24 protein-coding genes are annotated in these 24600 nt (G+C 61.0%); 8 read left to right on the top strand and 16 right to left on the bottom strand.

The window, feature by feature from the left end:
- The first annotated feature begins 15 nt into the window (after positions 1–15).
- Complete coding sequence (gene cysZ, locus J9870_RS04525) at positions 16–771, top strand: sulfate transporter CysZ (protein ID WP_210642878.1); 756 nt, start codon at positions 16–18, stop codon at positions 769–771.
- A 40-nt stretch (positions 772–811) separates the two neighbouring features.
- Complete coding sequence (locus J9870_RS04520) at positions 812–2008, top strand: glycosyltransferase family 1 protein (protein WP_210642877.1); 1197 nt, start codon at positions 812–814, stop codon at positions 2006–2008.
- Positions 2009–2146: 138 nt separating this feature from the next.
- Here J9870_RS04520 and J9870_RS04515 read toward each other — a convergent pair whose 3' ends face one another.
- The 3 genes from J9870_RS04515 to J9870_RS04505 all read right to left on the bottom strand — a co-directional run bounded on the left by J9870_RS04515 (position 2147) and on the right by J9870_RS04505 (position 4545).
- Positions 2147–3250 carry an NADH:flavin oxidoreductase gene (locus tag J9870_RS04515; RefSeq protein ID WP_210642876.1) on the bottom strand — a complete coding sequence of 368 codons (1104 nt, stop codon included), beginning with the start codon at positions 3248–3250 and terminating at the stop codon, positions 2147–2149.
- Between the two features lie 211 nt (positions 3251–3461).
- Positions 3462–3944: a glutathione peroxidase gene (locus J9870_RS04510; protein WP_210642875.1), complete on the bottom strand. Its 483-nt coding sequence runs from the start codon at positions 3942–3944 to the stop codon at positions 3462–3464.
- A 115-nt stretch (positions 3945–4059) separates the two neighbouring features.
- Entirely contained in the window at positions 4060–4545 is a 486-nt protein-coding gene (locus J9870_RS04505; protein WP_003205467.1) for a peptidylprolyl isomerase, read from the bottom strand.
- Between J9870_RS04505 and J9870_RS04500 the strand changes: the two genes are divergently transcribed.
- Genes J9870_RS04500 through J9870_RS04490 form a run of 3 tightly spaced genes read left to right on the top strand, consistent with a single transcriptional unit; the run spans position 4514 to position 7919 of the window.
- Complete coding sequence (locus tag J9870_RS04500) at positions 4514–4852, top strand: DUF3565 domain-containing protein (protein WP_210642874.1); 339 nt, start codon at positions 4514–4516, stop codon at positions 4850–4852. The two genes, J9870_RS04505 and J9870_RS04500, sit on opposite strands and share 32 nt — an antisense overlap.
- A gap of 58 nt (positions 4853–4910) precedes the next feature.
- The gene (pta, locus tag J9870_RS04495) at positions 4911–7010 is read left to right on the top strand and encodes a phosphate acetyltransferase (RefSeq protein WP_210642873.1); all 2100 of its coding nucleotides are present in this window, start codon (positions 4911–4913) and stop codon (positions 7008–7010) included.
- On the top strand, positions 7011–7919 hold the full coding sequence (locus tag J9870_RS04490) for an acyltransferase (RefSeq protein WP_210642872.1): 909 nt from the start codon (positions 7011–7013) through the stop codon (positions 7917–7919).
- Between the two features lie 179 nt (positions 7920–8098).
- Here the strand turns inward: J9870_RS04490 and cysN are convergent, their stop codons facing one another.
- The 3 genes from cysN to J9870_RS04475 form a co-directional block, all read right to left on the bottom strand.
- Positions 8099–9997 carry a sulfate adenylyltransferase subunit CysN gene (gene cysN / locus J9870_RS04485; protein ID WP_135843723.1) on the bottom strand — a complete coding sequence of 633 codons (1899 nt, stop codon included), beginning with the start codon at positions 9995–9997 and terminating at the stop codon, positions 8099–8101.
- A gap of 9 nt (positions 9998–10006) precedes the next feature.
- The gene (gene cysD, locus J9870_RS04480; RefSeq protein WP_092329398.1) at positions 10007–10924 is read right to left on the bottom strand and encodes a sulfate adenylyltransferase subunit CysD; all 918 of its coding nucleotides are present in this window, start codon (positions 10922–10924) and stop codon (positions 10007–10009) included.
- Positions 10925–11177: 253 nt separating this feature from the next.
- Positions 11178–11936, bottom strand: coding sequence for a Nif3-like dinuclear metal center hexameric protein (locus J9870_RS04475; RefSeq protein ID WP_210642871.1), 759 nt, complete (start codon positions 11934–11936; stop codon positions 11178–11180).
- Between the two features lie 104 nt (positions 11937–12040).
- Here J9870_RS04475 and algW point away from each other — a divergent pair, with 104 nt between their 5' ends.
- From algW to J9870_RS04460, 3 genes are all read left to right on the top strand, one after another.
- Positions 12041–13201, top strand: a complete 1161-nt coding sequence (algW, locus tag J9870_RS04470) for a Do family serine endopeptidase AlgW (RefSeq protein ID WP_210642870.1) — start codon at positions 12041–12043, stop codon at positions 13199–13201.
- Positions 13202–13517: 316 nt separating this feature from the next.
- Positions 13518–15620, top strand: coding sequence for a TonB-dependent receptor (locus tag J9870_RS04465; RefSeq protein WP_210642869.1), 2103 nt, complete (start codon positions 13518–13520; stop codon positions 15618–15620).
- Between the two features lie 13 nt (positions 15621–15633).
- The gene (locus J9870_RS04460; protein ID WP_210642868.1) at positions 15634–16353 is read left to right on the top strand and encodes a DUF4198 domain-containing protein; all 720 of its coding nucleotides are present in this window, start codon (positions 15634–15636) and stop codon (positions 16351–16353) included.
- A 251-nt stretch (positions 16354–16604) separates the two neighbouring features.
- Here J9870_RS04460 and hisC read toward each other — a convergent pair whose 3' ends face one another.
- From hisC to J9870_RS04410, 10 genes are all read right to left on the bottom strand, one after another.
- Complete coding sequence (gene hisC, locus J9870_RS04455) at positions 16605–17657, bottom strand: histidinol-phosphate transaminase (protein ID WP_210642867.1); 1053 nt, start codon at positions 17655–17657, stop codon at positions 16605–16607.
- Positions 17654–18997 (bottom strand): histidinol dehydrogenase, encoded by a 1344-nt coding sequence (gene hisD / locus J9870_RS04450; RefSeq protein ID WP_210642866.1) that lies wholly within the window; start codon positions 18995–18997, stop codon positions 17654–17656. The genes hisC and hisD overlap by 4 nt, the downstream gene beginning before the upstream one ends.
- Positions 18998–19120: 123 nt before the next feature.
- Positions 19121–19756: an ATP phosphoribosyltransferase gene (gene hisG, locus J9870_RS04445; RefSeq protein ID WP_210642865.1), complete on the bottom strand. Its 636-nt coding sequence runs from the start codon at positions 19754–19756 to the stop codon at positions 19121–19123.
- A 127-nt stretch (positions 19757–19883) separates the two neighbouring features.
- Positions 19884–21149: a UDP-N-acetylglucosamine 1-carboxyvinyltransferase gene (gene murA / locus J9870_RS04440; protein ID WP_025211869.1), complete on the bottom strand. Its 1266-nt coding sequence runs from the start codon at positions 21147–21149 to the stop codon at positions 19884–19886.
- A 22-nt stretch (positions 21150–21171) separates the two neighbouring features.
- The gene (locus J9870_RS04435; RefSeq protein ID WP_135843715.1) at positions 21172–21411 is read right to left on the bottom strand and encodes a BolA family protein; all 240 of its coding nucleotides are present in this window, start codon (positions 21409–21411) and stop codon (positions 21172–21174) included.
- Positions 21412–21525: 114 nt separating this feature from the next.
- Positions 21526–21831 (bottom strand): STAS domain-containing protein, encoded by a 306-nt coding sequence (locus tag J9870_RS04430; RefSeq protein ID WP_210642864.1) that lies wholly within the window; start codon positions 21829–21831, stop codon positions 21526–21528.
- An 8-nt stretch (positions 21832–21839) separates the two neighbouring features.
- Positions 21840–22493: an ABC transporter substrate-binding protein gene (locus J9870_RS04425; RefSeq protein ID WP_210642863.1), complete on the bottom strand. Its 654-nt coding sequence runs from the start codon at positions 22491–22493 to the stop codon at positions 21840–21842.
- An 11-nt stretch (positions 22494–22504) separates the two neighbouring features.
- Positions 22505–22972 (bottom strand): outer membrane lipid asymmetry maintenance protein MlaD, encoded by a 468-nt coding sequence (gene mlaD, locus J9870_RS04420; RefSeq protein ID WP_210642862.1) that lies wholly within the window; start codon positions 22970–22972, stop codon positions 22505–22507.
- Positions 22972–23769: a lipid asymmetry maintenance ABC transporter permease subunit MlaE gene (gene mlaE, locus J9870_RS04415; RefSeq protein WP_210642861.1), complete on the bottom strand. Its 798-nt coding sequence runs from the start codon at positions 23767–23769 to the stop codon at positions 22972–22974. The genes mlaD and mlaE overlap by 1 nt, the downstream gene beginning before the upstream one ends.
- Positions 23769–24578, bottom strand: coding sequence for an ATP-binding cassette domain-containing protein (locus J9870_RS04410; protein ID WP_210642860.1), 810 nt, complete (start codon positions 24576–24578; stop codon positions 23769–23771). The genes mlaE and J9870_RS04410 overlap by 1 nt, the downstream gene beginning before the upstream one ends.
- Positions 24579–24600 lie beyond the last annotated feature (22 nt).

Genomic DNA, 24600 nt, shown 5'->3' with positions numbered 1-24600 from the left:
CGCTTGGAGCTTGTCATGCCCGCCCCCGTCCTGTCCGGCCCGCAATATTTGCGCGAGGGCCTCAAGCTGGTCCTGAGCCCGGGCCTGCGTTTGTTCGTACTCTTGCCGCTGGCAATCAACCTGGTGCTGTTCGTCGGGTTGATCTACCTGGCCGGCCATCAATTCAGCCTGTGGGTCGACACACTGATGCCGTCACTGCCGGATTGGCTGAGCTTCCTCAGCTACGTCCTCTGGCCGCTGTTCGTGGTGCTCGTGGTACTGATGGTGTTTTTCACCTTCACCATGCTCGCCAACATCATCGCCGCGCCATTCAACGGCTTTCTCGCGGAGAAAGTCGAAGTGGTCATCCGTGGCACCGACGACTTTCCGGACTTCAGTTGGGGCGAACTGGTCGCCATGATCCCCCGTACATTGTCCCGGGAGGCGCGCAAGCTCGGCTATTTCCTGCCTCGTGCCTTGGGGCTTTTCGTGCTGTCATTCATCCCCGTGATCAATATCGTCGCCGCACCGCTGTGGTTGTTGTTCGGCGTGTGGATGATGGCGATCCAGTACATCGACTATCCGGCGGACAACCACAAGCTGGGCTGGAACGAAATGCTCGCCTGGCTGCGGGAGAAACGCTGGCAGAGCCTGGGCTTTGGCGGCAGCGTGTACCTGGTGCTGCTGATCCCGGTGGTCAACATCCTGATGATGCCGGCGGCAGTGGCCGGGGCGACTTTGTTCTGGGTGCGCGAGCAAGGCGCCGAGACCGCGTTGGCCCGTCAGGGCTGAAGCGGTCACAAATCCATCATCCTCGCGTCACAATGACGAAATGGCCCCGGTCGACACTGGGGTCATGACCACACACCTGCACATCACGCTCGTCACCGAGACCTTCGCGCCCGAAATCAACGGTGTGGCCAATACCCTGGGCCGCCTGTACGACGGCCTGCGCGCACGCGGACACCAAGTGGAACTGATACGTCCGCGCCAGGCCGGTGATCCACGCCAGGCCAGCGACGATCAGTTGTTGTGCCGGGGCTGGCCGCTGCCGGGGTATCCGGGCTTGCAGTGGGGCCAGGCTTCGGTGCACAAACTGTTGCGGCGCTGGAAACGTCATCGTCCAGATGTGCTGTACATCGCCACGGAAGGCCCGCTGGGTTTATCGGCGTTGCGCGCGGCACGGCGCCTGGGCATCTCGGTGGTCAGCGGCTTCCACACCAATTTCCAGCAATACACCCAGCAATACGGCTTTGGATTGTTAAGTCGTGTGCTCACCCATTACCTGCGCTGGTTTCACAACCGCTCCACCCTGACCCTGGTACCCAGCCTCAGCCAGCGCCTGGAACTGGAACGGCGCCATTTCGAACGCGTAGCGCTGTTGTCGCGCGGCGTGGACAGCCAGCTGTTTCATCCGGTCAAACGCTCGGCAAGCCTGCGTGAGGCCTGGGGCCTGGGCGATGACGACATCGCGGTAATCCATGTCGGGCGTCTGGCCCAGGAGAAAAACCTCGGGCTACTCAAGCGCAGTTTCGACACGCTGTGCAGCGCTTTCCCACAGCGGCGGATGAAATTGGTGGTGGTCGGTGACGGCCCGCAACGCGTCGTGCTGGAACAGCAACTGCCCGGTGCGATCTTTTGTGGGGCCCAGCGCGGCGAAGCGCTGGCCAGCCACTATGCGTCAGGGGATGTGTTTGTCTTTCCGAGCCTGACCGAGACCTTCGGCAATGTCGTATTGGAGGCGCTGGCATCCGGACTGGCCGTGGTGGCCTACGATCAAGCCGCCGCGGCGCAGCACATCCGCCATGGTTACAACGGCGTGCTGGCGATGCCAGGGGACGAGGAAGCGTTCTGCGATGCAGCCCGTTGGCTGCTGGAGGAGCGCGAGGCGTTGCGTTGCGTGCGGCTCAATGCCCGCCAACATGCCAGCCGCCAGGGCTGGGCGTCAGTGATCGAGCAATTCGAGGCGCAGTTGCGCGGGGTTTGTGTGGGTGAGCAGGTGATGCCTGCTGCGCCGACCGTGCCCTGAGTTGTTCAGTGTTTTTTAGATCGCCATCGCGAGCAGGCTCGCTCCCACATTCGATCTCCAGCGGACACATATCTTGTGTTCAACCCAGAACCACTGTGGGAGCGAGCCTGCTCGCGATAGCGTCAGTTCAGGTATCGCTTAGACCAACGTCATCAACGCCTCACGACTGAACGGCAAGATCTCCTGTTCCCGGCCTTCACGCACTTTTTGCGCCCAGTCCGGATCCACCAGCAGTGCACGCCCCACCGCCACCAGGTCGAACTCATCATTGTTCAGGCGCTCCAGCAGTTTCTCCAGGCTGGCCGGTTGCGCGACTTTATCGGTGTTGACCATGAACTGCAGGAACTCGCCATCCAGGCCGACGCTGCCGACGGTGATGGTGGGCTTGCCGGTGAGTTTGCGGGTCCAGCCGGCCAGGTTCAGCTCGCAGCCTTCGAACTCCGGCTCCCAGAAGCGCCGTGTCGAGCAGTGGAAAATATCCACGCCGGCTTCGGACAGCGGCTTGAGAAACTCGCCCAAGGCTTCAGGGGTTTGCACCAGGCGCGCGGTGTAATCCTGCTGCTTCCATTGAGAGAAACGGAAAATGATTGGAAAGCCCTCGCCTACTGCTGCGCGTACGGCACGGATCAGTTCGATCGCGAAGCGCGAACGGTTGGCCAGACTACCGCCGTAGCCGTCGGTGCGCTGGTTGCTGCCTTCCCAGAAGAATTGGTCCACCAGGTAACCGTGGGCGCCATGAATTTCCACACCGTCCATGCCGATGCTCTGGGCATCTTTCGCTGCCTGGGCGAACGCGGCGATGACCTCGTCGATATCGGCCTGAGTCATGCCGTGGACCACCACCTGACCGTCCTTGAGCTTTTCGGTCGGACCATAGCCCGGCACGCTGGCATCCGGCTCGGTGCCGAGGCGTCGCACGTTGCCCACATGCCACAACTGCGGAACGATCTTGCCGCCTTCGGCGTGCACGGCATCCACCACTTTTTTCCAACCGGCCAGCGCAGCATCGCCATAGAAATGCGGGACGTTCGGATAACCATTGGAGGCCTTGTGCCCAACGGTCGTGCCCTCGGTGATGATCAAGCCGACCCCGGCCGCCGCGCGACGACGGTAATACTCGACGACCTTGGCATTGGGCACGCCGCCGGGCGAAAACGAACGAGTCATTGGCGCCATCACCACCCGGGTCGGCAGCTCGAATGTGCCGAGGTGGAAGGGTTTGAACAAGGCTTTTGCAGGCATGGGGGCACTCCACGGGACAAGGTCGCAGGTCGATATGACGGCGATAATATGTGGCATGCCCAGTGCTGGGTAGCACTATTGATTTGGGTGATCAAGGATCAGAAGGTAGCCAAGATGATCGACATTCGGTGGGCTGGATCCAACGTAAGCCAGGCGCATGACCTGTGGCGAGGTGATTCATCCCCTCGCTACAGGGTTTGCTGCCTGGCTTTCAGACCAACGCTTTCTCGATCGCCTGGATCACGGCCGGATCATCAGGCGCCGTGCGTGGCGAAAAACGCGCCAACACCCGACCGTCCTTGCCGAGCAGGAATTTTTCGAAGTTCCAGGTAATGTCCCCGGGAAACTCGGCGCCCTCGCCCGCCAGCAGGCGGTACAACTGATGACGGCCATGACCGTTCACTTCCAGCTTGCTGGACAGCGGAAATGACACGCCGTAGTTGAGGCTGCAGAACGCTTGGATATCCTGCTCCGTCCCCGGTTCTTGCCCGGCGAACTGATTGCAGGGCAGGCCCAGCACGGTGAAGCCTTTGGCCTTGTATTGCTGGTAGAGATTTTCCAACGCAGCGTACTGCGGCGTCAGGCCACATTTGGAGGCGACGTTGACCACCAGCACGACTTGCCCCTTGAAAGGCGCCAGAGGAAGGTCCTGACCATCCAGGGCTTTCAGATTAAGGTCGTGAAAAGCACTCATGACGAACTCCAGGTTTGCATATCTTTTCGAAACAGCCTTGGGACGATGCTAACAGCAACCGACTAAAAAGGCGCCGTATGGCGCCTCTCCAGTTCACTTGAGCGTAGCGCAGAAATCAGTGGTGATGGCCACCTTCGCCATGGACGTGACCATGAGCGATTTCTTCCTGGCTGGCGTCGCGGATGTCAACGATCTTGACTTTGAAGTTCAAGCGCTGGCCGGCCAGTGGGTGGTTACCGTCAACGGTAACGTCATCGCCTTCCAGATCGCGGATGGTGACGATCTGCATCTGGCCATCGGGTGCCGACGCGTGGAACTGCATGCCCACTTCCAGTTCATCCACGCCTTCGAACATGCTGCGGCTCAGGGTGCTGACCAGTTCGGCGGAGTACTCGCCATAAGCGTCTTCGGGTTCAACGGTCACGTTCAAGTCGTCACCGACAGTTTTACCTTCCAAGGCTTTTTCCAAGCCCTGGATGATGTTGCCTGCGCCATGCAGGTAGACCAGCGGAGCGCCGCCGGCAGAGCTGTCGATGACCTCACCAGCGTCGTTGGTCAGGGTATAGTCGATGGAGACAGCCTTATTGGCGGCGATCAGCATGGGGCGAGACCTTTTGCATAAGAATGAAGAACGGACAAGTCTAAACAAGGATTTGCCCGAAAGCGAACGGAACCCGGACAAACGGGCTTGCTCGAACAGACCGACGGTCACGGGTTTGCATCAGGACGAAGACGGACACTGGGTGGCCGAGCTGTCCTGTGGCCACACCCAGCATCTGCGCCACCAGCCACCGTGGCAGTCCCGTGCCTGGGTGCTGGACCCCGCGCAACGCATTGAAAAAATAGGCCAGCCCTTTGACTGTGGCTGGTGCGCACAGGCCCCGGTTAGCGATAACCTTGGCGACTGAATTGACGGTAGACGGCAGTTATAGCCTCGCCCTTGCCATGCACCCTTAGAGAATCCGCATGCAAACTTTTTTTATCGCGCCCACCGATTTTGGTGTGGGTCTGACCTCCATCAGCCTCGGGCTGGTGCGTACCCTCGAACGGGCCGGGCTGAAAGTCGGCTTTTTCAAACCCATCGCCCAACCCCACCCCGGCGATACCGGGCCGGAGCGCTCCACTGAGCTGGTGGCCCGGACCCACGGCCTCAAGCCGCCACAACCCCTGGGCCTGGCTCACGTCGAGCGCATGCTGGGCGACGGCCAGCTCGACGAACTGCTGGAAGAAATCATCACCCTTTACCAACAGGCCGCCATTGGCAAGGACGTGCTGGTCGTCGAGGGCATGGTCCCGACCCGCAACGCCAGTTACGCCGCCCGGGTCAACCTGCACCTGGCCAAGAGCCTGGACGCCGAGGTCATCCTGGTGTCGGCCCCGGAAAACGAAGTGCTGACCGAGCTGTCCGGCCGGGTGGAATTGCAGGCCCAGTTGTTCGGTGGACCGAAGGACCCGAAGGTCCTCGGGGTGATCCTGAACAAGGTCCGTACCGACGAAAGCATGGAAGCGTTTTCCGCACGCCTCAAGGAACACTCGCCGCTGTTGCGCAGCGGCGATTTCCGCCTGCTCGGTTGCATCCCTTTCCGCCCCGAACTCAACGCCCCGCGCACCCGCGACGTGGCCGACCTGATGGGCGCGCAGGTGCTCAACGCCGGGGATTACGAAACCCGGCGCATGAGCAACATCATCATTTGCGCGCGCACCATGCGCAACACCGTGGAGTTGCTCAAGCCCGGCGTACTGGTGGTGACCCCCGGCGATCGCGACGACATCATCCTCGCGGTGAGCCTGGCCGCGATCAATGGCGTGCCGCTGGCCGGCCTGTTGCTGACCAGCGACACCCTGCCCGACCCACGTATCATGGACCTGTGCCGAGGCGCCTTGCAGGCCGGGTTGCCGGTGCTGTCGGTGAGCACCGGTTCTTATGACACCGCCAACCTGCTCAACAGCCTGAACAAGGAAATCCCGATCGACGACCGCGAGCGCGCGGAGATCATCACCGACTTTGTCGCCAGCCACCTGGACGCCAAGTGGCTGCACCAGCGCTGTGGCACACCCCGGGAAATGCGCCTGTCGCCGGCGGTGTTCCGCTATCAGTTGATCCAGCGAGCCCAGGCCGCCAACAAACGCATCGTGCTGCCTGAAGGCAGCGAACCGCTGACCGTACAGGCCGCCGCGATTTGCCAGGCCCGAGGCATCGCCCGCTGTGTGCTGCTGGCCAAACCGGCCGACGTCGAAGCAGTGGCCCGTGCCCAAGGCATCGAACTGCCGCCGGGGCTGGAGATTCTCGACCCGGACTCGATTCGCGAGCGTTACGTCGAGCCCATGGTGCGGTTGCGCAAGAGCAAGAGCCTGAACGCGCCGATGGCTGAGCAGCAACTGGAAGACACCGTGGTGATCGGCACCATGATGCTGGCGCTCGACGAGGTCGACGGCCTCGTGTCCGGGGTCATCCACTCCACCGCCAACACCATCCGCCCCGCCTTGCAACTGATCAAGACCGCGCCGGGTTGCTCCCTGGTGTCCTCGGTGTTTTTCATGCTGTTCCCCGAAGAAGTGCTGGTGTACGGCGACTGCGTGATGAACCCGCACCCCAGTGCGGCGGAACTGGCGGAGATCGCCCTGCAAAGCGCCGACTCGGCCGCCGCGTTCGGCATCACCCCACGGGTGGCGATGCTCAGCTATTCCAGCGGCGAATCGGCCAGTGGCGAGGAAGTGGAGAAAGTCCGCGAAGCCACCTTGCTGGCCCACGAGGCGCAACACGGCTTGCTGATCGACGGCCCGCTGCAGTACGACGCCGCCGCCAACGAAACCGTGGCGCGGCAACTGGCGCCCAACAGCCAGGTGGCCGGCCGGGCGACGGTATTCATCTTCCCGGACCTGAACACCGGCAACACCACCCACAAGGCTGTGCAACGCAGCGCCGATTGCGTCAGCCTCGGGCCGATGCTGCAAGGCCTGCGCAAACCGGTGAACGACTTGCCGCGCGGCGCCCAGGTCGACGACATCGTGTACACCATCGCCCTGACCGCGATCCAAGCCGCCAACCGACCCCTGGATATTTAAATGCTGGATTTCCTGCCTGCCCCATTGCGCGGCGTGATTGCCTCGCTGCTGTTGGCACTGAACACTATCGCCTGCTGCACGCCGCTGTTCATCGTGGCGATTTTCAAACTGTTGCTGCCCTTCCCCGCCGCCCAGCGCTGCACCGACTGGCTGATGGGCCACATCCACGAAACCTGGATCAGCAACAACAAAGCCTGGATGAACCTGCTGCGCCATACCCGCTGGCACCTCAGCGGCCTGGAAGGCCTGGACTACCAGCACTCGTACCTGGTCACCAGCAACCACCAGAGCTGGGTCGACATCATGGTGTTGCAGTACGTGCTGAACCGGCGCGTCCGGCCATTGAAGTTTTTCCTCAAGCAGGAGTTGATCTGGGTGCCGGTGATCGGCCTGGCCTGGTGGGCGCTGGGGTTCCCGTTCATGAAACGTTATTCCAAGGCGTACCTGGAAAAGCACCCGGAAAAGAAAGGCAAGGACCTGGAAACCACCCGCAAGACCTGCGCGAAGTTTCGCGACAACCCGGTGGGCATCTTCAACTTCGTCGAAGGCACGCGTTTCACCGAAGGCAAGCATGCCCAGCAGCAGTCACCATTTCGCTACCTGCTCAAGCCCAAGGCCGGCGGCATCGCGTTTGTACTCGATGCCATGGGTGAGCAACTGGAGTCGATCATCAACGTGACGATCCATTATCCGGGCGGACGTCCGGGGTATTGGGATTTGCTCTGCGGCAAGGTGGACGAGGTGGTGGTGCATTTCCAGGAACTGCAGATCCCGCCGCAGTTCATCGGCAAGAACTACGATCAGGATGGTGTGTATCGCCTGGAATTCCAGGGCTGGATCAATCAGTTGTGGCAGGACAAGGATGCGTTGCTTGGGCAGATGCATCGCGAGTATCCCGCCAAGTCTTGAGGTGGTTGCCCTGGCCTCATCGCGAGCAAGCTCGCTCCCGCATAGGATTGGTGTGAACGCCAATCTTGTGTTCACTGACAATCCCCTGCGGGGAGCTTGCCCGCGATCGCGTCCCTCCAGACACCAAAAAGCCCGCAGATGATCACTCATCTGCGGGCTTTCAGTTACAGCGGCGTTACTTAGATCGCCCCACGCTTGCGCAGCAGATCCAGCACTTGCTTGACGCTCTCTTCCAGCGTCAGCGACTGGGTGTCGATCACCAGGTCGGCATCCAGCGGCACGTCGTACGGGAAGGATTCGCCTGGAATGTTGTCGCCAGCAGCGGCATACAGCCCTTGCGGATCACGCTGGGCACACACCGTCGGCGAGGCCTGGACGTAGACCGTCAACAGACGCTCCCGACCAATCAGGTCCTTGGCCTGCTCACGTCCTTCGGCATTCGGCGCAACGAACGCGGCGAGGGTCAGCAGGCCGGCTTCGTTGAACTGACGGGCAACGTGGGCCGCACGGCGCCAGTTCTCGGTACGCCCGGCACGGTCCTGCGGCAGGCCTTTGTTCAAGTCATGGCGCAGGTTCTGGCCATCGAGGACGAAGACCGCACGGCCCATGTCGAACAACTTGCGTTCCACCGCATAGGCCAGCGTGCTTTTGCCCGCGCCCGACAGGCCACTGAACAGCACCGTGGCCGGTTGCTGGCCGAAGCGCTGGGCGCGTTCTTCTACCGACACATGGGCCAGTTTTCCGTGGTGCGTGCTGCTGCCATGGGCCAACGGCTGGGCCACGATCATGCCGGCGCCGACCGTACCGTTGGTCAGCCGATCGATGATGATGAACGCGCCAGTGGTGCGGTTGCTCTCGTAACCGTCCAGGGCGATCGGTGCATCGAGGGCGATCTTCACCTTGCCGATTTCGTTGAGCTGCAACGCGCTGGCAGGACCTTCTTCCAGGGTGTTCACATCGACCTTGTTGACGATGCTGGCAATCGAGCCCGGCACATAGCTGGTGGCGCGCTTGATGTCGTATTTCTTGCCCGGCAGCATCGGCTCTTCGGCCATCCACACCAGCATCGCTTCGAAGCTGTCGGTCACCGGCGGCACGTTGTCGGCATGCACCAGCAAGTCGCCACGGGAGATGTCGATTTCGTCTTCCATGGTCAGCGTCACCGCTTGGCCAGGGCCGGCGTGCTCCAGCTCGCCTTCGAAGGTGACGATGGATTTCACGCGGCTGCTCTTGCCCGACGGCAACACCACCACTTCGTCGCCCTTGTGCACGATGCCGCTGGCGAGGGTGCCGGCGAAACCGCGGAAGTTCAGGTTCGGACGGTTGACGTACTGCACCGGGAAGCGCAGGTCGGTGAAGTTACGGTCGCCCGCCACTTCCACGGTCTCGAGGATTTCCATCAGCGACTGGCCGGTGTACCACGGCGAGCGCTCGGACTTGTTCACCACGTTGTCGCCCTTGAGGGCAGACATCGGCACGAAGTGCATGCTGGTGGGCTTCATCTTCAAGCCTTCGGCGAACTTCAGGTAGTCGGCCTTGATCGACTCGAACACGCCCTGGTCGAAGTCCTTGAGGTCCATCTTGTTGATGGCCACGACGATGTGCTTGATGCCCAGCAACGAGGCAATGAAACTGTGGCGACGGGTCTGGGTCTGCACGCCGTAACGGGCATCTACCAGGATGATCGCCAGGTCACAGGTGGACGCACCGGTGGCCATGTTGCGGGTGTACTGCTCATGACCGGGCGTATCGGCAATGATGAATTTGCGCTTGGCGGTGGAGAAGTAGCGGTACGCAACATCGATGGTGATGCCTTGCTCGCGCTCGGCCTGCAGGCCATCGACCAGCAACGCCAGGTCGATGTCGTCACCGGTGGTGCCGACTTTTTTCGAATCGCGGGTGATAGCTTCCAAGTGATCTTCATAGATCATCTTGGAGTCGTGCAGCAGGCGCCCGATCAGGGTGCTCTTGCCGTCGTCGACGTTACCGCAGGTCAGGAAACGCAGCAGCTCTTTGCGCTCGTGCTGGCCCAGGTAGGCGAGGATGTCCTCGCTGATCAAATCAGATTGGTGCGACATGACAACCCCTTAGAAATAACCCTGACGTTTCTTATCTTCCATCGAGCCTGCGCCATCGTGGTCGATGACCCGGCCCTGGCGCTCGGAAGTTCGCGTCAGGAGCATTTCCTGAATGATGTCCGTCAGGCTTTCAGCCTCGGACTCCACCGCGCCCGTCAACGGGTAGCAGCCAAGGGTACGGAAACGCACTTTCTTTTTGACGATGCGAGCTTTTTCTTCGTCGGACAGGTGCTCGAGGATGCGCTCGTCGTCGATCATGATCAGCGTGCCGTTTTTCTCGATCACTTCACGCTCGGCGGCGAAGTACAGCGGCACGATCGGGATGCCTTCGAGGTAGATGTACTGCCAGATGTCCAGCTCGGTCCAGTTCGACAGCGGGAACACGCGAATCGACTCGCCTTTGTTGACCTTGCCGTTGTAGACGTTCCACAGCTCCGGGCGCTGGTTCTTCGGGTCCCAGCGGTGCTTGCTGTCGCGGAACGAGTACACGCGCTCCTTGGCACGGGACTTTTCTTCATCGCGACGGGCACCGCCGAACGCAGCGTCGAAACCATATTTGTCCAAGGCCTGCTTGAGGCCTTCGGTCTTCATGATGTCGGTGTGCTTGGCACTGCCGTGGGTGAACGGGTTGATGCCCTGGGCCACGCCATCCGGGTTCACGTGAGTGATCAGGTCCAGGCCCAGCTCCTCGACCATGCGGTCGCGGAATTTGTACATTTCCTGGAATTTCCAGCGGGTGTCGACGTGCATCACCGGAAACGGCAGCTTGCCGGGGAAGAACGCCTTGCGTGCCAGGTGCAGCATCACGGCGGAGTCTTTACCGATGGAGTACAGCATCACCGGGTTATCGAACTCGGCGGCCACCTCGCGGATGATGTGGATGCTTTCCGCCTCCAGCTGTTTCAGATGCGTCAGTTTGTCGACCATGGCTACTCACGAAAACTTTCTTATGAACGGCCAGCGGGCCGTGTTCGAGCGGGGAATCCTAGCACAGCGACCTCTTCTAATCAGGGCGCCAACTAGATCGAAACAGCATATGGATATGCCTGGTGGTTCGGGCGTTGCAACAGACTTTTGTGGGAGCGAGCTTGCTCGCGATAGCAGTGTATCAGTCGGCATTGAAGTTGACTGACCCTCCGCTATCGCGAGCAAGCTCGCTCCCACAGGGGATTACACGTGATCAAATGGGATTCGGGCAATCGATAAAGATGTGTTCCAAAGCAAAGCGTCGCGCCAGGTGCTCGCCCAGCGCCTGCACACCATAGCGCTCAGTTGCATGGTGCCCGGCGGCGATGAAGCTGATGCCGTTTTCCCGGGCGCTGTGGAAGGTCTGCTCCGACGCCTCGCCGCTGAGGTACAGGTCAACCCCGGCCAGCACCGCCTGATCGATATAACCCTGGCCACCGCCGGTGCACCAGCCGACCCGGCGGATCATCTGCTCGCCTTCGATCAACAACGGCTCGCGGCCCATGACCTCCTGGACCTTGCGGGCGAAATCCCGGGGCGTCATCGGTTCGGACAGGGAACCGACCAGGCCGACGACCTTGGGATTTTCCGGATCCAGCGGCCCCTCGACGGTGATGTCCAACTGACGGGCCAATTGCACGTTGTTACCTACCTCAGCGTGCAAATCCAGCGGCAAGTGATACGCCAGCAGGCTGATGTCATGCTTGAGTAACGTTTTCAGGCGACGCTGCTTCATGCCCGTGACACAGGGGTTCTCGCCTTTCCAGAAGTAGCCGTGATGCACCAGGATCAGGTCGGCACCGGCCTCCACGGCGGCATCGAGCAACGCCTGGCTGGCGGTGACGCCGCTGACGATGCGCGTCACCTGGGGCGCGCCTTCGACCTGCAGGCCATTGGGGCAATAATCGGCAATCCGGCTGCTTGCCAGGTAGCGGTCCGCTTCTTCGACCAGGGTGTTCAGGGCTACGGCCATGAAAAGACTCCTAAATATCCCGTTCAGAGGCACGCGCGGCCTCGTATAATGCGCGTCATTATGGGCGGTCTCATACCGCCTGCAACCTTTGTAGGACGTGCTTAATGCTCAAGGCGCTGCGTTTTTCCGGCTGGCCGCTGTTGGCTGGCGTGCTTGTCGCTCTACTGATTATCCAGCGCTACCCGGAATGGGTCGGCCTGCCGAGCCTGGACGTCAACCTGCAGCAGGCGCCGCAAACCAAGGCGGTGCAACAGGGGCCGGTGTCCTATGCCGACGCCGTGACCACCGCAGCACCGGCGGTGGTCAACCTGTACACCACCAAAGTCATCAACAAACCCAGCCACCCGCTGTTCGAAGATCCGCAATTCCGGCGTTTCTTCGGCGACAACTCGCCCAAGCAGAAACGCATGGAGTCGAGCCTGGGTTCGGGCGTGATCATGAGCCCAGAAGGTTATTTGTTGACCAACAACCACGTCACCGCCGGTGCCGACCAGATCGTGGTCGCCCTCAAGGATGGCCGTGAAACCCTGGCCCGCGTGATCGGCAGCGACCCGGAAACCGACCTCGCGGTGCTGAAGATCGACCTCAAGAACCTGCCGGCCATCACCATCGGCCGCTCCGACAGTATCCGCATCGGCGACGTCGCCCTGGCCATCGGCAACCCGTTCGGCGTCGGCCAGACCGTGACCATGGGCATCATCAGCGCCACCGGGCGCAACCAGCTGGGCCTGAACAACTACGAAGACTTCATCCAGACCGATGCCGCGATCAACCCTGGCAACTCCGGCGGCGCGCTGGTGGATGCCAACGGCAACCTCACCGGGATCAACACGGCGATCTTCTCCAAGTCCGGTGGCAGCCAGGGCATCGGTTTCGCCATTCCAGTGAAACTGGCCATGGAAGTGATGAAGTCCATCATTGAGCACGGTCAGGTGATTCGTGGCTGGTTGGGCATTGAGGTCCAGCCGCTGACCCAGGAACTGGCCGAATCCTTCGGCTTGTCCGGGCGGCCCGGGATCGTCGTAGCGGGGATTTTCCGCGACGGCCCGGCGCAGAAGGCCGGCCTGCAACTGGGTGACGTGATCCTGAGCATCGACGGCGAACCGGCCGGCGATGGCCGCCGCTCGATGAACCAGGTGGCGCGGATCAAGCCCACCGACAAAGTCACCATCCAGGTGATGCGCAATGGCAAGGAGCTCAAGCTCACCGCTGAAATCGGCCTGCGCCCACCGCCAGCACCGGTGGCGGTCAAGGAAGAACAGTAACTGCAGCTACTTCTTGGGCGGCCTTGCGCCCGTCTTTGATCGTTCCCACGCTCTGCGTGGGAATGCATCCCGTGACGGTCTGCGTCACTTCCAGAAGCGGAACGCGGAGCGCCCCTGGCGACATTCCCACGCAGGAGCGTGGGAACGATCGATTTCCAGCCTTAAAAATCACAGGGTTGTGATTTGTTCCATGAGCGCTTGCTCCCCTCGCCACAAAAACAGCGCCTGGCTCTACTTTTTCTGCAACTCAGAAATAGCATAAATTCTCATTAGTAGTGTTATATTGTTTCAAATATAAGATTTGGAACAACATAACATGTCATCTCTGAAACGGATGTCTCTCGCCAGCCTGGCCCTCGGCCTGCTGGGCGATCCCGTCTACGCCGAAGAATCCCAACCACTGGAGCTGGACGCCATCAGCGTCACGTCCGAGTACGAATCGCCCACCGGCCCCGTAATGGGCTACCGCGCTACCCGCTCGGCCAGCGCCACCAAAACCGACACCGCCCTGCGCGATATCCCGCAATCGATCAGCGTGATTCCCGCCAGCGTCCTCAAGGACCTGGGCAGCACCAACGTCGAACGGGCGCTGGAATACGCCGGTGGCGTGTCGAAACAAAACAACTTCGGCGGCCTGACGCTCTACGAATACAGCGTGCGCGGCTTCACGACTTCGGAGTTCTACAAGGACGGTTTCAGTGCAAACCGCGGCTATCCGAGCACGCCGGACGCGGCCAACATCGAACGCATTGAAGTGCTGAAGGGGCCGGCCGCCAGCCTGTATGGACGCGGCGATCCGGGCGGCACGGTGAACATTGTCACCAAGAAACCCCAGCCCGAAGCCTTCACCACCCTGCAAACCAGCGCCGGCAGCTGGGATCGCTACCGCACCGCGCTGGACGTCAACACGCCACTGGACACCGAAGGCAACCTGTTGTCGCGAGTCAACCTGGCGGTCGAGGACAATCACAGCTTTCGCGATCACGTCGACAGCAAGCGCTTATTCGTAGCCCCGTCCATCAGTTGGCAACTGAGCCCTGACACGCGTCTGTTGGTGGAAAGCGAAATCGTGCGCCACAGCTCGACGTTCGACCGCGGCATCGTCGCACCGAACAACCGCTGGAGCGGCGTTTCCCGCTCGACCTTTTTGGGCGAACCCAACGACGGCGACATCGACAATCACAACAACCTGCTCCAGGCCGCCCTCGAACATCAGCTCAGCGACGCCTGGCAACTGCGCCTGGCCAGCCATTACAAGCAGGGCGAACTCTGGGGCTTCGCTTCCGAGGCGCGCCCGCTGAACGCCGACGGCCACACGGTGAACCGCCGTTACCGCGAGCGCGACAACAATTGGCACGACAGCATCACCCAACTGGAGTTGCGTGGGCTGTTTGACCTCGGCCCCTGGCAGCATGAGTTGTTGATCGGCACTGAATACGAGGACTACCGCAAGAACGAGCGCGTGACCACCATCGCCGGCGCTTATCCCATCGATATCTATCAGCCGGTCTACGGCCAGCCGAAACCCAACGGCACGCGCTCCGGCACAGACTTTTTCGAGCGTGTGCAAAGCCGTGCCCTGAACCTCCAGGACCAGATCGTCTTCACCGACAAACTGCGGGGGATGATCGGCGTGCGTTATGAGCATTTCGAGCAGAGCATCGACGACCAGACCACGCAGCTCACCAGCCGCCAGCGTCATGACGCCGTCACACAACGGGCCGGCCTGCTGTATCAACTGACACCCACGCTCGGACTGTTCGCCAACGCCTCCACCTCGTTCAAGCCCAACAACGGCTTGGATGCCGGCGGTAAATCCTTCGACCCGGAAGAAGGCGTCGGCTATGAAGTCGGAATCAAAAGCGAGCTGTTCGACGATCGCTTGAGTACCACCCTGGCAGCGTTCCATATCGAGAAGGAAAACGTCCTGGCGCTGGACCCGGCCACCAATACCAACCGCGCCATGGGCAAGGCGCGCAGCCAGGGTTTCGATTGGCAAGTGACTGGGCAACTGACCGACGCCATTCGGGTGATCGGCGCCTTCGCCTACATCAACGCAGAAGTGACCGAGGGTGACGAAACCATTCCCACAGGCAGCCGGATCCTCGGCGTCGCCAAGCACAGCGGCAGCCTGCTCGGCGTCTACGAATTCCAGGACGGACACCTGCGCGGCTCGGATGTCGGCGCGGCGTTCACGTATGTCGGAGATCGCTCGGGCGAAGCCGGCAAGGATTTCGAACTGCCGGCCTACCACACCGTGGATCTGCTGGCCCATTACAAGGCCAGCGACAACGTCACCGTAGGCCTGAACCTGAACAACGTCCTCGACGAAAAATACTACGAGCGCTCCTACAGCAACTATTGGGTTACCCCCGGCGAGCCGCGCAACTTTACCGTCAGCCTCACCCTCGATCTGTAAAAGGAAAATCTGCATGAAATACCCCAAGACCTTCGCCCTGCTTGGCCTGCTCCTGGCCACACAAGCTTCAGCCCATGGCCTGTGGACCGAACAACGGCGCGGCAACATCGAAGTGATCTACGGCCACGGTGCCGAGGACAATGCGTTCAAGGCGCAGAAAATCAATGGCGCCTGGGCCTATGACTTAGACGGCAAAATGATCCCGGTGACCGTGGAGCGCCTGCCCGACCACGCACGCCTGCACCCCCTCAAGCCGCCGGCAGTCATGGCGGTGGCATTGGACAACGGCATGTGGTCGCAGACCGCCGACAAAAAGTGGATCAACGAAGGCCGCAGCAAGGTGCCCGGCGCGATTGAATCGACCCATACCTTCAAATACAGCCTGGCGATCTATGAGCCGGGGGCGAAGCTGCCAAAACTCGATCAGGTCAAGTTCCTGATCCTGCCGGAAGTCGACCCACTGACCATAGGCCCAGGCCAATCATTGCCGGTACGGGTGCTGCTCGACGGTAAACCGGCGGCTGGGGTGAAGTTGGTGGGCGACTACCGCAGCGCGCCGAACACCGTGTCGACTGAAACCGACGCTGAAGGGCGGGCCAAGGTGCTGGTACGTAATGAGGGTTTGAATGTAATTGCCGCGCAGATGGAAATGGCGCTCAAGGACAATAAGGACGTGGCGACGCGGGGGGTGTTTACTTCGCTGACATTCCTGGGTGAGCCGCATCACGAGTAAGGCGCAAAACCTGTGGGAGCGAGCTTGCTCGCGATTGCGGTGGATCAGCCAGCACTGAAGTCGACTGAAAGTATGCCATCGCGAGCAAGCTCGCTCCCACAAGGGATTTGCGGTGAAACGCCAATCTCGTGAACGCCCCAAAACAAATGTGGGAGCGGGCTTGCTCGCGAAGACGTCAGATCAACCAACATCAAAGTGACTGACACTTCGCTTTCGCGAGCAAGCCCGCGCCCACAGGTTCAGCGGTGGTTTCAGAGCTCGCCGAGGGCTTCGATCAGCGCCTGGTTCTGCTCCGGCGTGCCAATACTGATTCGCAGGAACTGGGCGATCCGCTCCTGCTTGAAGTGCCGCACGATGACCCCTTGCTCGCGCAATTTGGCCGCCAACCCTGCCGCATCGTGCCGGGGGTGGCGGGCGAAGATGAAGTTGGCGGCCGAGGGCAGCACTTCGAAGCCCTTGGCCTGCAACTGCGCCACGACCCATTCACGGTGCTCGATGACCAACCGGCAGGTCCGGTCGAAGTGCTCGCGGTCGTCGAACGCAGCGGCACCGCCGACATTCGCCAGGCGATCCAGCGGGTAGGAGTTGAAGCTGTTCTTGATCCGCTCCAGCGCTTCGATCAAATCCGGATGCCCCACCGCCAGGCCCACCCGCAGCCCCGCCAGTGAGCGGGACTTGGACAACGTCTGGGTCACCAGCAGGTTCGGATAACGGTCCACCAGGCTGATGGCCGTCTCGCCGCCGAAGTCGATATAGGCTTCATCGACCACCACCACCGAATCCGGGTTGGCCTTGAGTATCTGCTCCACCGCCTCCAGCGCCAGCAGGCAGCCGGTGGGGGCGTTCGGGTTGGGGAAGATGATCCCGCCGTTCGGCTTGGCGTAGTCCGCCGGGTCGATCCGGAACTGCGCGTCCAACGGCACCGCATCGAACTCAATGCCGTACAGCCCGCAATACACCGGATAAAAGCTGTAGCTGATGTCCGGGAACAGTAACGGCTGGTCGTGTTGCAACAATCCGTGAAAAATGTGCGCCAACACTTCATCCGAACCGTTGCCCAGGAACACCTGGTTGTTCTGCACGCCGTAATAGCGGGCCACGGCGTTTTTCAGCAGGTCGCTGTTGGGGTCCGGGTACAGGCGCAGGTTGTCATTCAGCTCGGTCTGCATCGCCGCCAACGCCTTGGGCGATGGCCCGTAGGGGTTCTCGTTGGTATTGAGCTTGACCAGGCGGGTCAACTTCGGCTGTTCACCTGGCACGTAGGGCACCAGGTTCTTGACGAACGGGCTCCAGAATTTACTCATTTCAATTTCCCCTGCTCGTCAATGAAGCGCTCATCAAGAATGCGGTATTCGGCGCTGCGAGCGTGGGCGCTCAGCGATTCGCCACGGGCCAGCACCGAAGCGGTCTTGCCCAGTTCGGACGCGCCCTGCTCGGAGCAGAAGATGATCGACGAACGTTTCTGGAAGTCATACACCCCCAGCGGCGACGAGAAACGCGCGGTGCCGGACGTCGGCAACACGTGATTCGGGCCGGCACAGTAGTCGCCCAAGGCTTCGCTGGTGTGGCGGCCCATGAAGATCGCACCGGCGTGGCGGATCTGCGGCAACCAGGCCTGTGGGTCGGCAACCGACAGTTCCAAGTGTTCCGGCGCAATGCGGTTGGCAACCTCGATGGCCTGCTCCATGTTCTCGACCTTGATCAACGCTCCACGGCCGTTGATCGAGGTGTTGATGATCTCGGCGCGATCCATGGTCGGCAGCAGCTTATCGATGCTGGCGGCCACCTTGTCGAGGAACTCGGCGTCCGGGCTGACCAGGATCGCCTGGGCATCTTCGTCGTGCTCGGCCTGGGAAAACAGGTCCATGGCGATCCAGTCCGGATCGGTCTGCCCGTCACACACCACAAGGATTTCCGACGGGCCGGCAATCATGTCGATGCCTACCTGGCCGAACACGTGGCGCTTGGCGGTGGCGACATAGATGTTGCCCGGCCCGACCACTTTGTCGACCCTCGGCACGCTCTCGGTGCCATAGGCCAGCGCGGCAACAGCCTGGGCGCCGCCGATGGTGAACACCCGGTCCACACCAGCGATGCAGGCGGCGGCCAGCACCAGTTCGTTGATTTCACCGCGCGGAGTCGGAACGACCATGACCACTTCGGTCACGCCAGCGACCTTGGCCGGGATCGCGTTCATCAGCACCGAGGACGGATAGGACGCCTTGCCACCTGGCACGTACAAGCCGGCGCGATCCAGCGGCGTGACCTTCTGGCCCAGCACCGTGCCGTCGGCTTCGGTGTAGCTCCAGGAGTCCTGTTTCTGTCTTTCGTGATAGTCGCGTACCCGCGATGCGGCTTTTTCCAGGGCTTCGCGTTGGGCTACGGTGATCCGGGTCAGAGCCAGTTCCAGGCGCTCGCGCGGCAGGATCAGGTCGGCCATGGACGCCACTTGCAGGCCGTCGAATTTCTGGGTGAACTCCACCAATGCTTCATCGCCACGCTCGCGCACGGCCTTGATGATGTCCAGCACCCGCTGATTGACCGAGTCGTCAGACACACTTTCCCAGCTCAGCAGATGATCCAGATGATGTGCAAAATCCGGGTCGGCAGCGTTGAGTCGGCGAATCGAAGTGGGAGCGGTCATAGCGAGGGCCTCATTAATGGCAAATGCTCAGGCGCCCTAAGCTACCAGTCCATTCGCGTGGGCACCTGAGAAAATTGGCTATGACACGGATAGACGGGCGCGACTCAAGGTCGCGCAGGTGAATCAGCCGCGGTGTCGCGATTCCACTGCCTTGCGCAGGGTATCGATCAGAGCCTGGATACGGGCGTGCTGCATTTTCATCGATGCCTTGTTGACGATCAGCCGGGAGGTGATGTCGGCGATGAAGTCCTGGGGTTCCAGGCCATTGGCCCGCAGGGTGTTGCCGGTGTCGACCACGTCGATGATCTTGTCTGCCAGGCCGATCAGCGGCGCCAGCTCCATCGAACCGTACAACTTGATGATATCGACCTGACGACCCTGCTCGGCGTAATAACGCTTGGCAATGTTGACGAACTTGGTCGCCACGCGCAAACGGCCCTTGGGCTCTGGCGCGCCGACTTTACCGGCGGTCATCAGCTTGCAGCGGGCGATTTTCAGGTCCAGGGGCTCGTACAGGCCCTGGCCGCCGTATTCCATCAGCACGTCTTTACCGGCAACGCCCAGGTCGGCGGCGCCATGTTCCACGTAAGTCGGCACATCGGTGGCACGCACGATCAACAAGCGCACATCGGCCTGGGTCGTGGGGATGATCAGCTTGCGGCTCTTGTCCGGATTCTCGGTCGGCACGATGCCCGCTTCAGCCAGAAGCGGCAGGGTGTCGTCAAGGATGCGGCCCTTGGACAGTGCGATGGTCAACATGGGAAACGTCAGTCCTTATCAAGGTACTCATGCCCGGTCGCAAGCGGCGCCGGACACACATCGAGGGTGCAAACACCCTCGATTTGAAACTATTCAACCGGCACATCCTTGTGCCATGCAGCCGGGACTAGCCCGGTACGCGGCGGATCTTGGCGCCGAGCATCTGCAGTTTTTCTTCGATGCACTCGTAGCCACGGTCGATGTGGTAGATGCGGTCGATCAGCGTATCGCCTTCGGCCACCAGGGCCGAGATCACCAGGCTGGCCGAAGCCCGCAGGTCGGTGGCCATCACTGGCGCGCCCTTGAGCTTCTCGGTGCCAGTGACGATGGCGGTGTTGCCTTCAACCTGGATCTTGGCGCCCATGCGGTGCAGTTCGTACACGTGCATGAAACGGTTTTCGAAGATCGTCTCGATCACCGCACCGGTGCCTTCGGCAATGGCGTTGAGGGAGATGAACTGTGCCTGCATATCGGTTGGGAACGCCGGGTACGGAGCGGTCCGCACGTTGACGGCTTTTGGCCGCTTGCCATGCATGTTCACTTCGATCCAGTCTTCGCCGCAGGTGACTTCGGCGCCGGCTTCCTTGAGTTTTTCCAGAACGGCCTCGAGGATGGTCGGATCGGTGTCCTTGACCTTGACGCGGCCACCGGTAACCGCAGCAGCCACCAGGTAGGTGCCGGTTTCGATCCGGTCCGGCATCACTTTGTAGGTGGCCGAATGCAGGCGCTCGACGCCGTCGATGGTGATGGTGTCGGTGCCAGCACCGCTGATCTTGGCGCCCATGGCGATCAGGAAGTTCGCCAGGTCGACCACTTCAGGCTCACGCGCGGCGTTTTGCAGCACGCTGCGGCCCTTGGCCAGGGCGGCGGCCATCATGATGTTCTCGGTACCGGTCACGCTGACGGTGTCGAAGAAGAAGTTCGCGCCGCGCAGGCCACCTTCAGGGGCCTTGGCCTTGATGTAGCCGCCTTCGACGTCGATCACCGCGCCCATGGCTTCCAGGCCACGAATGTGCAGGTCCACCGGACGCGAACCAATGGCGCAACCGCCAGGCAGCGCAACTTCCGCTTCACCGAAACGGGCAACCATCGGGCCCAGCACCAGGATCGACGCACGCATGGTTTTCACCAACTCGTACGGGGCGATCAGGGTCTTGATGGTGCGTGGGTCGATCTCGACGCTGAGCTTCTCGTCGATCACCGGCTCGATGCCCATGCGGCCGAACAGCTCGATCATCGTGGTGATGTCGTGCAGGTGCGGCAGGTTGGCCACGGTCACCGGGCCATCGCACAGCAGGGTCGCGGCCAGGATCGGCAGGGCGGAGTTCTTTGCCCCGGAGATGCGGATTTCGCCATCAAGACGAACGCCGCCGGTAATAATCAGTTTATCCATAAGAATCTCGACGCCCTTGGGCTCAGGTGCGCTCGGCCCAGGCCGCGCTGCTGAAAAATTTCATAGTGACCGCATGGATGCTGCCATCGGCGATCCACGGGTTCAAATGGGCATAGATGCTCTGCTGACGCTTGACTGGGCTCAATGCCGCCAGTTCATCGCTAATCACGTTCAGCTGAAAGTTGCAGCCTTCGCCCTCAACTTCAATGACAGTTCCGGGCAGCTTTCCTTCAAGGAAGCTCTTCACTTCTACGGCCTGCATGCTCAACCTCTATCGGCGCCCTGTGCGCACGGGTCGCACATCATACAAAAAAGCCCCGCGCCTGCGAACCCCGCGAAGCAGGACTCTGACGGGGGGCTTTTTCAATGATGTGGGTCAGGGGTGCGCCAGCAGCTCGGTCAGTTCACTGACCTGGGCTATCTCGCGCATGTCTTCGGGCATCCCTCGGATGCTCCACGTTTTACCGGCAGCCTTGGCGTCGCGCATGAAGCACAGCAGCAGCGACAAGCCGACACTACTGGACTTTTCTACGCCCGAGCAATCAATGACCAGCTCGGCACTCCTGGAGGACTTGATCAGCGCCTGGCCCTGCTTGCGCAAGGCCGGGCCGGTGCGGTAGTCCAGCACGCCACTGAGCATCAGCTCACCGGCCTCACTCAGACGAACGGCCGACTCACTCACCGACTCAATCATTGTGCCTGCTTCTCTTTGGCTTCTTCGGTCACTTCCTTGGCCTTGGCGACTTCACCGGCCCAACCATCGATGGTCTTGTTCAGGTCGTTGCCATTGCGCTGCATCGCGTCAGCGAACTGATCACGGAACAACTTGCCGATGTTGATGCCGTTGATGATCACGTTGCGCACTTTCCACTCGTCGTTGATTTTCTCGAGTGTGTAGGACACAGGGTAGACCGCGCCATTGCTGCCCTTGACCTGCATGTCGACGCTGGTGCGGTTGCCACTTTCGTCCTTGGCTGGCGAAACGGTGATGCCCTGGTTGTTGTATTCGAGCAAGGCATTGCCATAGAACTGCATCAGGCTGCGCTTGAAGTTTTCCTGGAAGCGAGTCATCTGCTCAGGGCTCGCCTTGCGCGAGTACTTGACAGTCATGATGCTCTTGGAGATGCCGTCGGCGTCCACCACCGGGCCGACGATACCGTTCAGTGCGTCATAGAAGGCGCCCGGGTCCTGCTTGTACTTCTCTTTGTTGGCGGCAAGATCGGCCAGCAACCGGGTCGTGGTGTCCTGGATGATTTCGTGGGCCGAAGGCGCAGCCACGGCGTTCGCCATCAGCGGCAGCGCTGCAAGCAACACCAACAGGCCACGTCGCAAGATAGAGATCATTCAAAAGCTCCTCATTTGGCGTCTTTGCTAACGGTATTGAGCAGGAATTTACCGATCAGGTCCTCGAGCACCAGCGACGACTGCGTGTCGTGGATGGTCCCGCCATCCTTGAGCAGGGTGTCTTCCCCGCCCACGCTGATACCGATGTATTTCTCGCCCAGCAACCCAGCGGTGAGGATAGATGCAGTGGAATCAGTCGGCAGGTTATCCACGCGCTTCTCCAACTGCAGCGTCACTCGGCCAGTGAAACTGTCACGGTCCAGATCGATTGCCGTGACCTTGCCGATGGTGACACCGGCCATGGTCACCTTAGCTCTGACCGTCAAACCGGCGATATTGTCAAAATAAGCATAAAGTTTATAAGTATCGGTGTTTGCCGTCGGCGCCAGGCCACTGACTCGCAGGGCCAGCAGCAGCAAAGCCAGGATGCCAGCCAGCAAGAAAAGGCCGACACCGATTTCCAGGGTGCGGTTTTGCATCAGAAATCTCCAAACATCAAGGCGGTCAGAATAAAGTCAAGGCCCAGGACTGCCAGCGAGGCGTACACCACGGTCTTGGTTGTGGCACGGCTGATCCCCTCTGACGTGGGCTCACAGTCATAGCCTTGAAACACGGCGATCCAGGTCACCACGAAGGCGAATACGGCACTTTTGATAACACCGTTGAGCACATCGTCGACAAAATCGACGCTGTTCTGCATGTTGGACCAGTAGGAACCGTCATAGACCCCCAGCCAGTCGACGGCCACCCATGAGCCCCCCCAGATCCCCACGACGCTGAAAATGATCGCCAGCACCGGCAGGGAAATGAAGCCAGCCCACAAACGCGGGGCAATAATGTATTTGAGCGGGTCGACGCCGATCATTTCCAGGCTGGACAACTGCTCGGTGGACTTCATGTTACCGATTTCGGCCGTCAGCGCCGAGCCAGCGCGCCCGGCGAACAGCAGCGCAGTCACCACGGGCCCGAGTTCGCGCAGCAATGTCAGGGCAACCATCTGCCCGACCGCCTGCTCCGAACCGTAGCTGGACAAGATATTGAAGCCCTGCAGCGCCAGCACCATGCCGATGAAGATCCCCGAGACCACGATGATCACCAGGGACATCACCCCAACCGAATGCAACTGCTTGACCAGCAGGCCGAAACTGCCGCCCGTCGAGTTGCGCCCCAGCAAGGCATGCATCAGGAACAGCGAGGAACGCCCCAGTATCGCTACCACGTCGATGCCGGAACGGCCGAACAGGCGAATTCTTTCTATCAGTGATTTCTTGCGCATCAGCGCTTCCCCAGCAGATCGGTACGGTAATCCGTGGCCGGAAAATGGAACGCCACCGGCCCGTCCGGATCACCTTTCATGAATTGGCGAATGCGCGGGTTGCCCGAATCCTTCAGCTCCTGGGGCGTGCCCTGCCCCAGCACCTGGCCGTCGCCGATCACATAGATGTAGTCGGCGATGCTGGCCGTTTCGGCCAGGTCGTGGGAGACCACGATGCTGGTGATGCCCAGCGCATCGTTGAGCAGGCGGATCAGCCGCACCAGTACGCCCATGGCGATCGGGTCTTGTCCGACGAAAGGCTCGTCATACATGAGGATCTTCGGATCGAGGGCAATCGCCCGCGCCAGGGCGACGCGACGCTTCATGCCACCGGAAAGCTCGTCCGGCATCAAATCGAGGGCGCCACGCAGCCCGACCGCCTGCAACTTGAGCAGGACGATGTCACGGATCATTTCTTCCGGCAGGTCGGTATGGACCCGCAAGGGGAACGCCACGTTCTCGAACACATCGAGATCGGTAAACAAGGCGCCGCTCTGGAACAGCACCCCCATGTGCTTGCGCGCATCGAACAGGTCACTGCGCGAGAGCTTTGGAATGTTCAGGCCATTGACCCAGACTTCCCCGGCACTGGGGCGCAATTGCGCGCCCATCAGCCGCAGCAGCGTGGTCTTGCCGCACCCGGAAGGCCCCATGATACCGGTCACCTTGCCGCGCGGAATGCGAATATCGATGTCATTGAAAATGCTGCGCGTCCCTCGCTTGAAGGACAGTCCCTTCAGCTCGACCGCGTAGGCGTTGTCGGCACTCATCTAAACTCCTTGCGATGCAGCC

The organism is Pseudomonas sp. Tri1, from assembly GCF_017968885.1.
Classification (GTDB): Bacteria; Pseudomonadota; Gammaproteobacteria; order Pseudomonadales; family Pseudomonadaceae; genus Aquipseudomonas.
Note: the sequence above shows the minus strand (reverse complement) of the source record. Positions and strands in the feature narration are given on the sequence as shown.

Excerpts from the sequence above, each read along its gene's own strand:
- cysZ (WP_210642878.1), top strand. The coding sequence starts at position 16 with ATGCCCGCCCCCGTCCTGTCCGGCCCGCAATATTTGCGCGAGGGCCTC.
- J9870_RS04520 (WP_210642877.1), top strand. The coding sequence starts at position 812 with ATGGCCCCGGTCGACACTGGGGTCATGACCACACACCTGCACATCACG.
- J9870_RS04515 (WP_210642876.1), bottom strand. The coding sequence starts at position 3,250 with ATGCCTGCAAAAGCCTTGTTCAAACCCTTCCACCTCGGCACATTCGAG.
- J9870_RS04510 (WP_210642875.1), bottom strand. The coding sequence starts at position 3,944 with ATGAGTGCTTTTCACGACCTTAATCTGAAAGCCCTGGATGGTCAGGAC.
- J9870_RS04500 (WP_210642874.1), top strand. The coding sequence starts at position 4,514 with ATGGAGACAGCCTTATTGGCGGCGATCAGCATGGGGCGAGACCTTTTG.
- J9870_RS04505 (WP_003205467.1), bottom strand. The coding sequence starts at position 4,545 with ATGCTGATCGCCGCCAATAAGGCTGTCTCCATCGACTATACCCTGACC.
- pta (WP_210642873.1), top strand. The coding sequence starts at position 4,911 with ATGCAAACTTTTTTTATCGCGCCCACCGATTTTGGTGTGGGTCTGACC.
- J9870_RS04490 (WP_210642872.1), top strand. The coding sequence starts at position 7,011 with ATGCTGGATTTCCTGCCTGCCCCATTGCGCGGCGTGATTGCCTCGCTG.
- cysN (WP_135843723.1), bottom strand. The coding sequence starts at position 9,997 with ATGTCGCACCAATCTGATTTGATCAGCGAGGACATCCTCGCCTACCTG.
- cysD (WP_092329398.1), bottom strand. The coding sequence starts at position 10,924 with ATGGTCGACAAACTGACGCATCTGAAACAGCTGGAGGCGGAAAGCATC.
- J9870_RS04475 (WP_210642871.1), bottom strand. The coding sequence starts at position 11,936 with ATGGCCGTAGCCCTGAACACCCTGGTCGAAGAAGCGGACCGCTACCTG.
- algW (WP_210642870.1), top strand. The coding sequence starts at position 12,041 with ATGCTCAAGGCGCTGCGTTTTTCCGGCTGGCCGCTGTTGGCTGGCGTG.
- J9870_RS04465 (WP_210642869.1), top strand. The coding sequence starts at position 13,518 with ATGTCATCTCTGAAACGGATGTCTCTCGCCAGCCTGGCCCTCGGCCTG.
- J9870_RS04460 (WP_210642868.1), top strand. The coding sequence starts at position 15,634 with ATGAAATACCCCAAGACCTTCGCCCTGCTTGGCCTGCTCCTGGCCACA.
- hisC (WP_210642867.1), bottom strand. The coding sequence starts at position 17,657 with ATGAGTAAATTCTGGAGCCCGTTCGTCAAGAACCTGGTGCCCTACGTG.
- hisD (WP_210642866.1), bottom strand. The coding sequence starts at position 18,997 with ATGACCGCTCCCACTTCGATTCGCCGACTCAACGCTGCCGACCCGGAT.
- hisG (WP_210642865.1), bottom strand. The coding sequence starts at position 19,756 with ATGTTGACCATCGCACTGTCCAAGGGCCGCATCCTTGACGACACCCTG.
- murA (WP_025211869.1), bottom strand. The coding sequence starts at position 21,149 with ATGGATAAACTGATTATTACCGGCGGCGTTCGTCTTGATGGCGAAATC.
- J9870_RS04435 (WP_135843715.1), bottom strand. The coding sequence starts at position 21,411 with ATGCAGGCCGTAGAAGTGAAGAGCTTCCTTGAAGGAAAGCTGCCCGGA.
- J9870_RS04425 (WP_210642863.1), bottom strand. The coding sequence starts at position 22,493 with ATGATCTCTATCTTGCGACGTGGCCTGTTGGTGTTGCTTGCAGCGCTG.
- mlaD (WP_210642862.1), bottom strand. The coding sequence starts at position 22,972 with ATGCAAAACCGCACCCTGGAAATCGGTGTCGGCCTTTTCTTGCTGGCT.
- mlaE (WP_210642861.1), bottom strand. The coding sequence starts at position 23,769 with ATGCGCAAGAAATCACTGATAGAAAGAATTCGCCTGTTCGGCCGTTCC.
- J9870_RS04410 (WP_210642860.1), bottom strand. The coding sequence starts at position 24,578 with ATGAGTGCCGACAACGCCTACGCGGTCGAGCTGAAGGGACTGTCCTTC.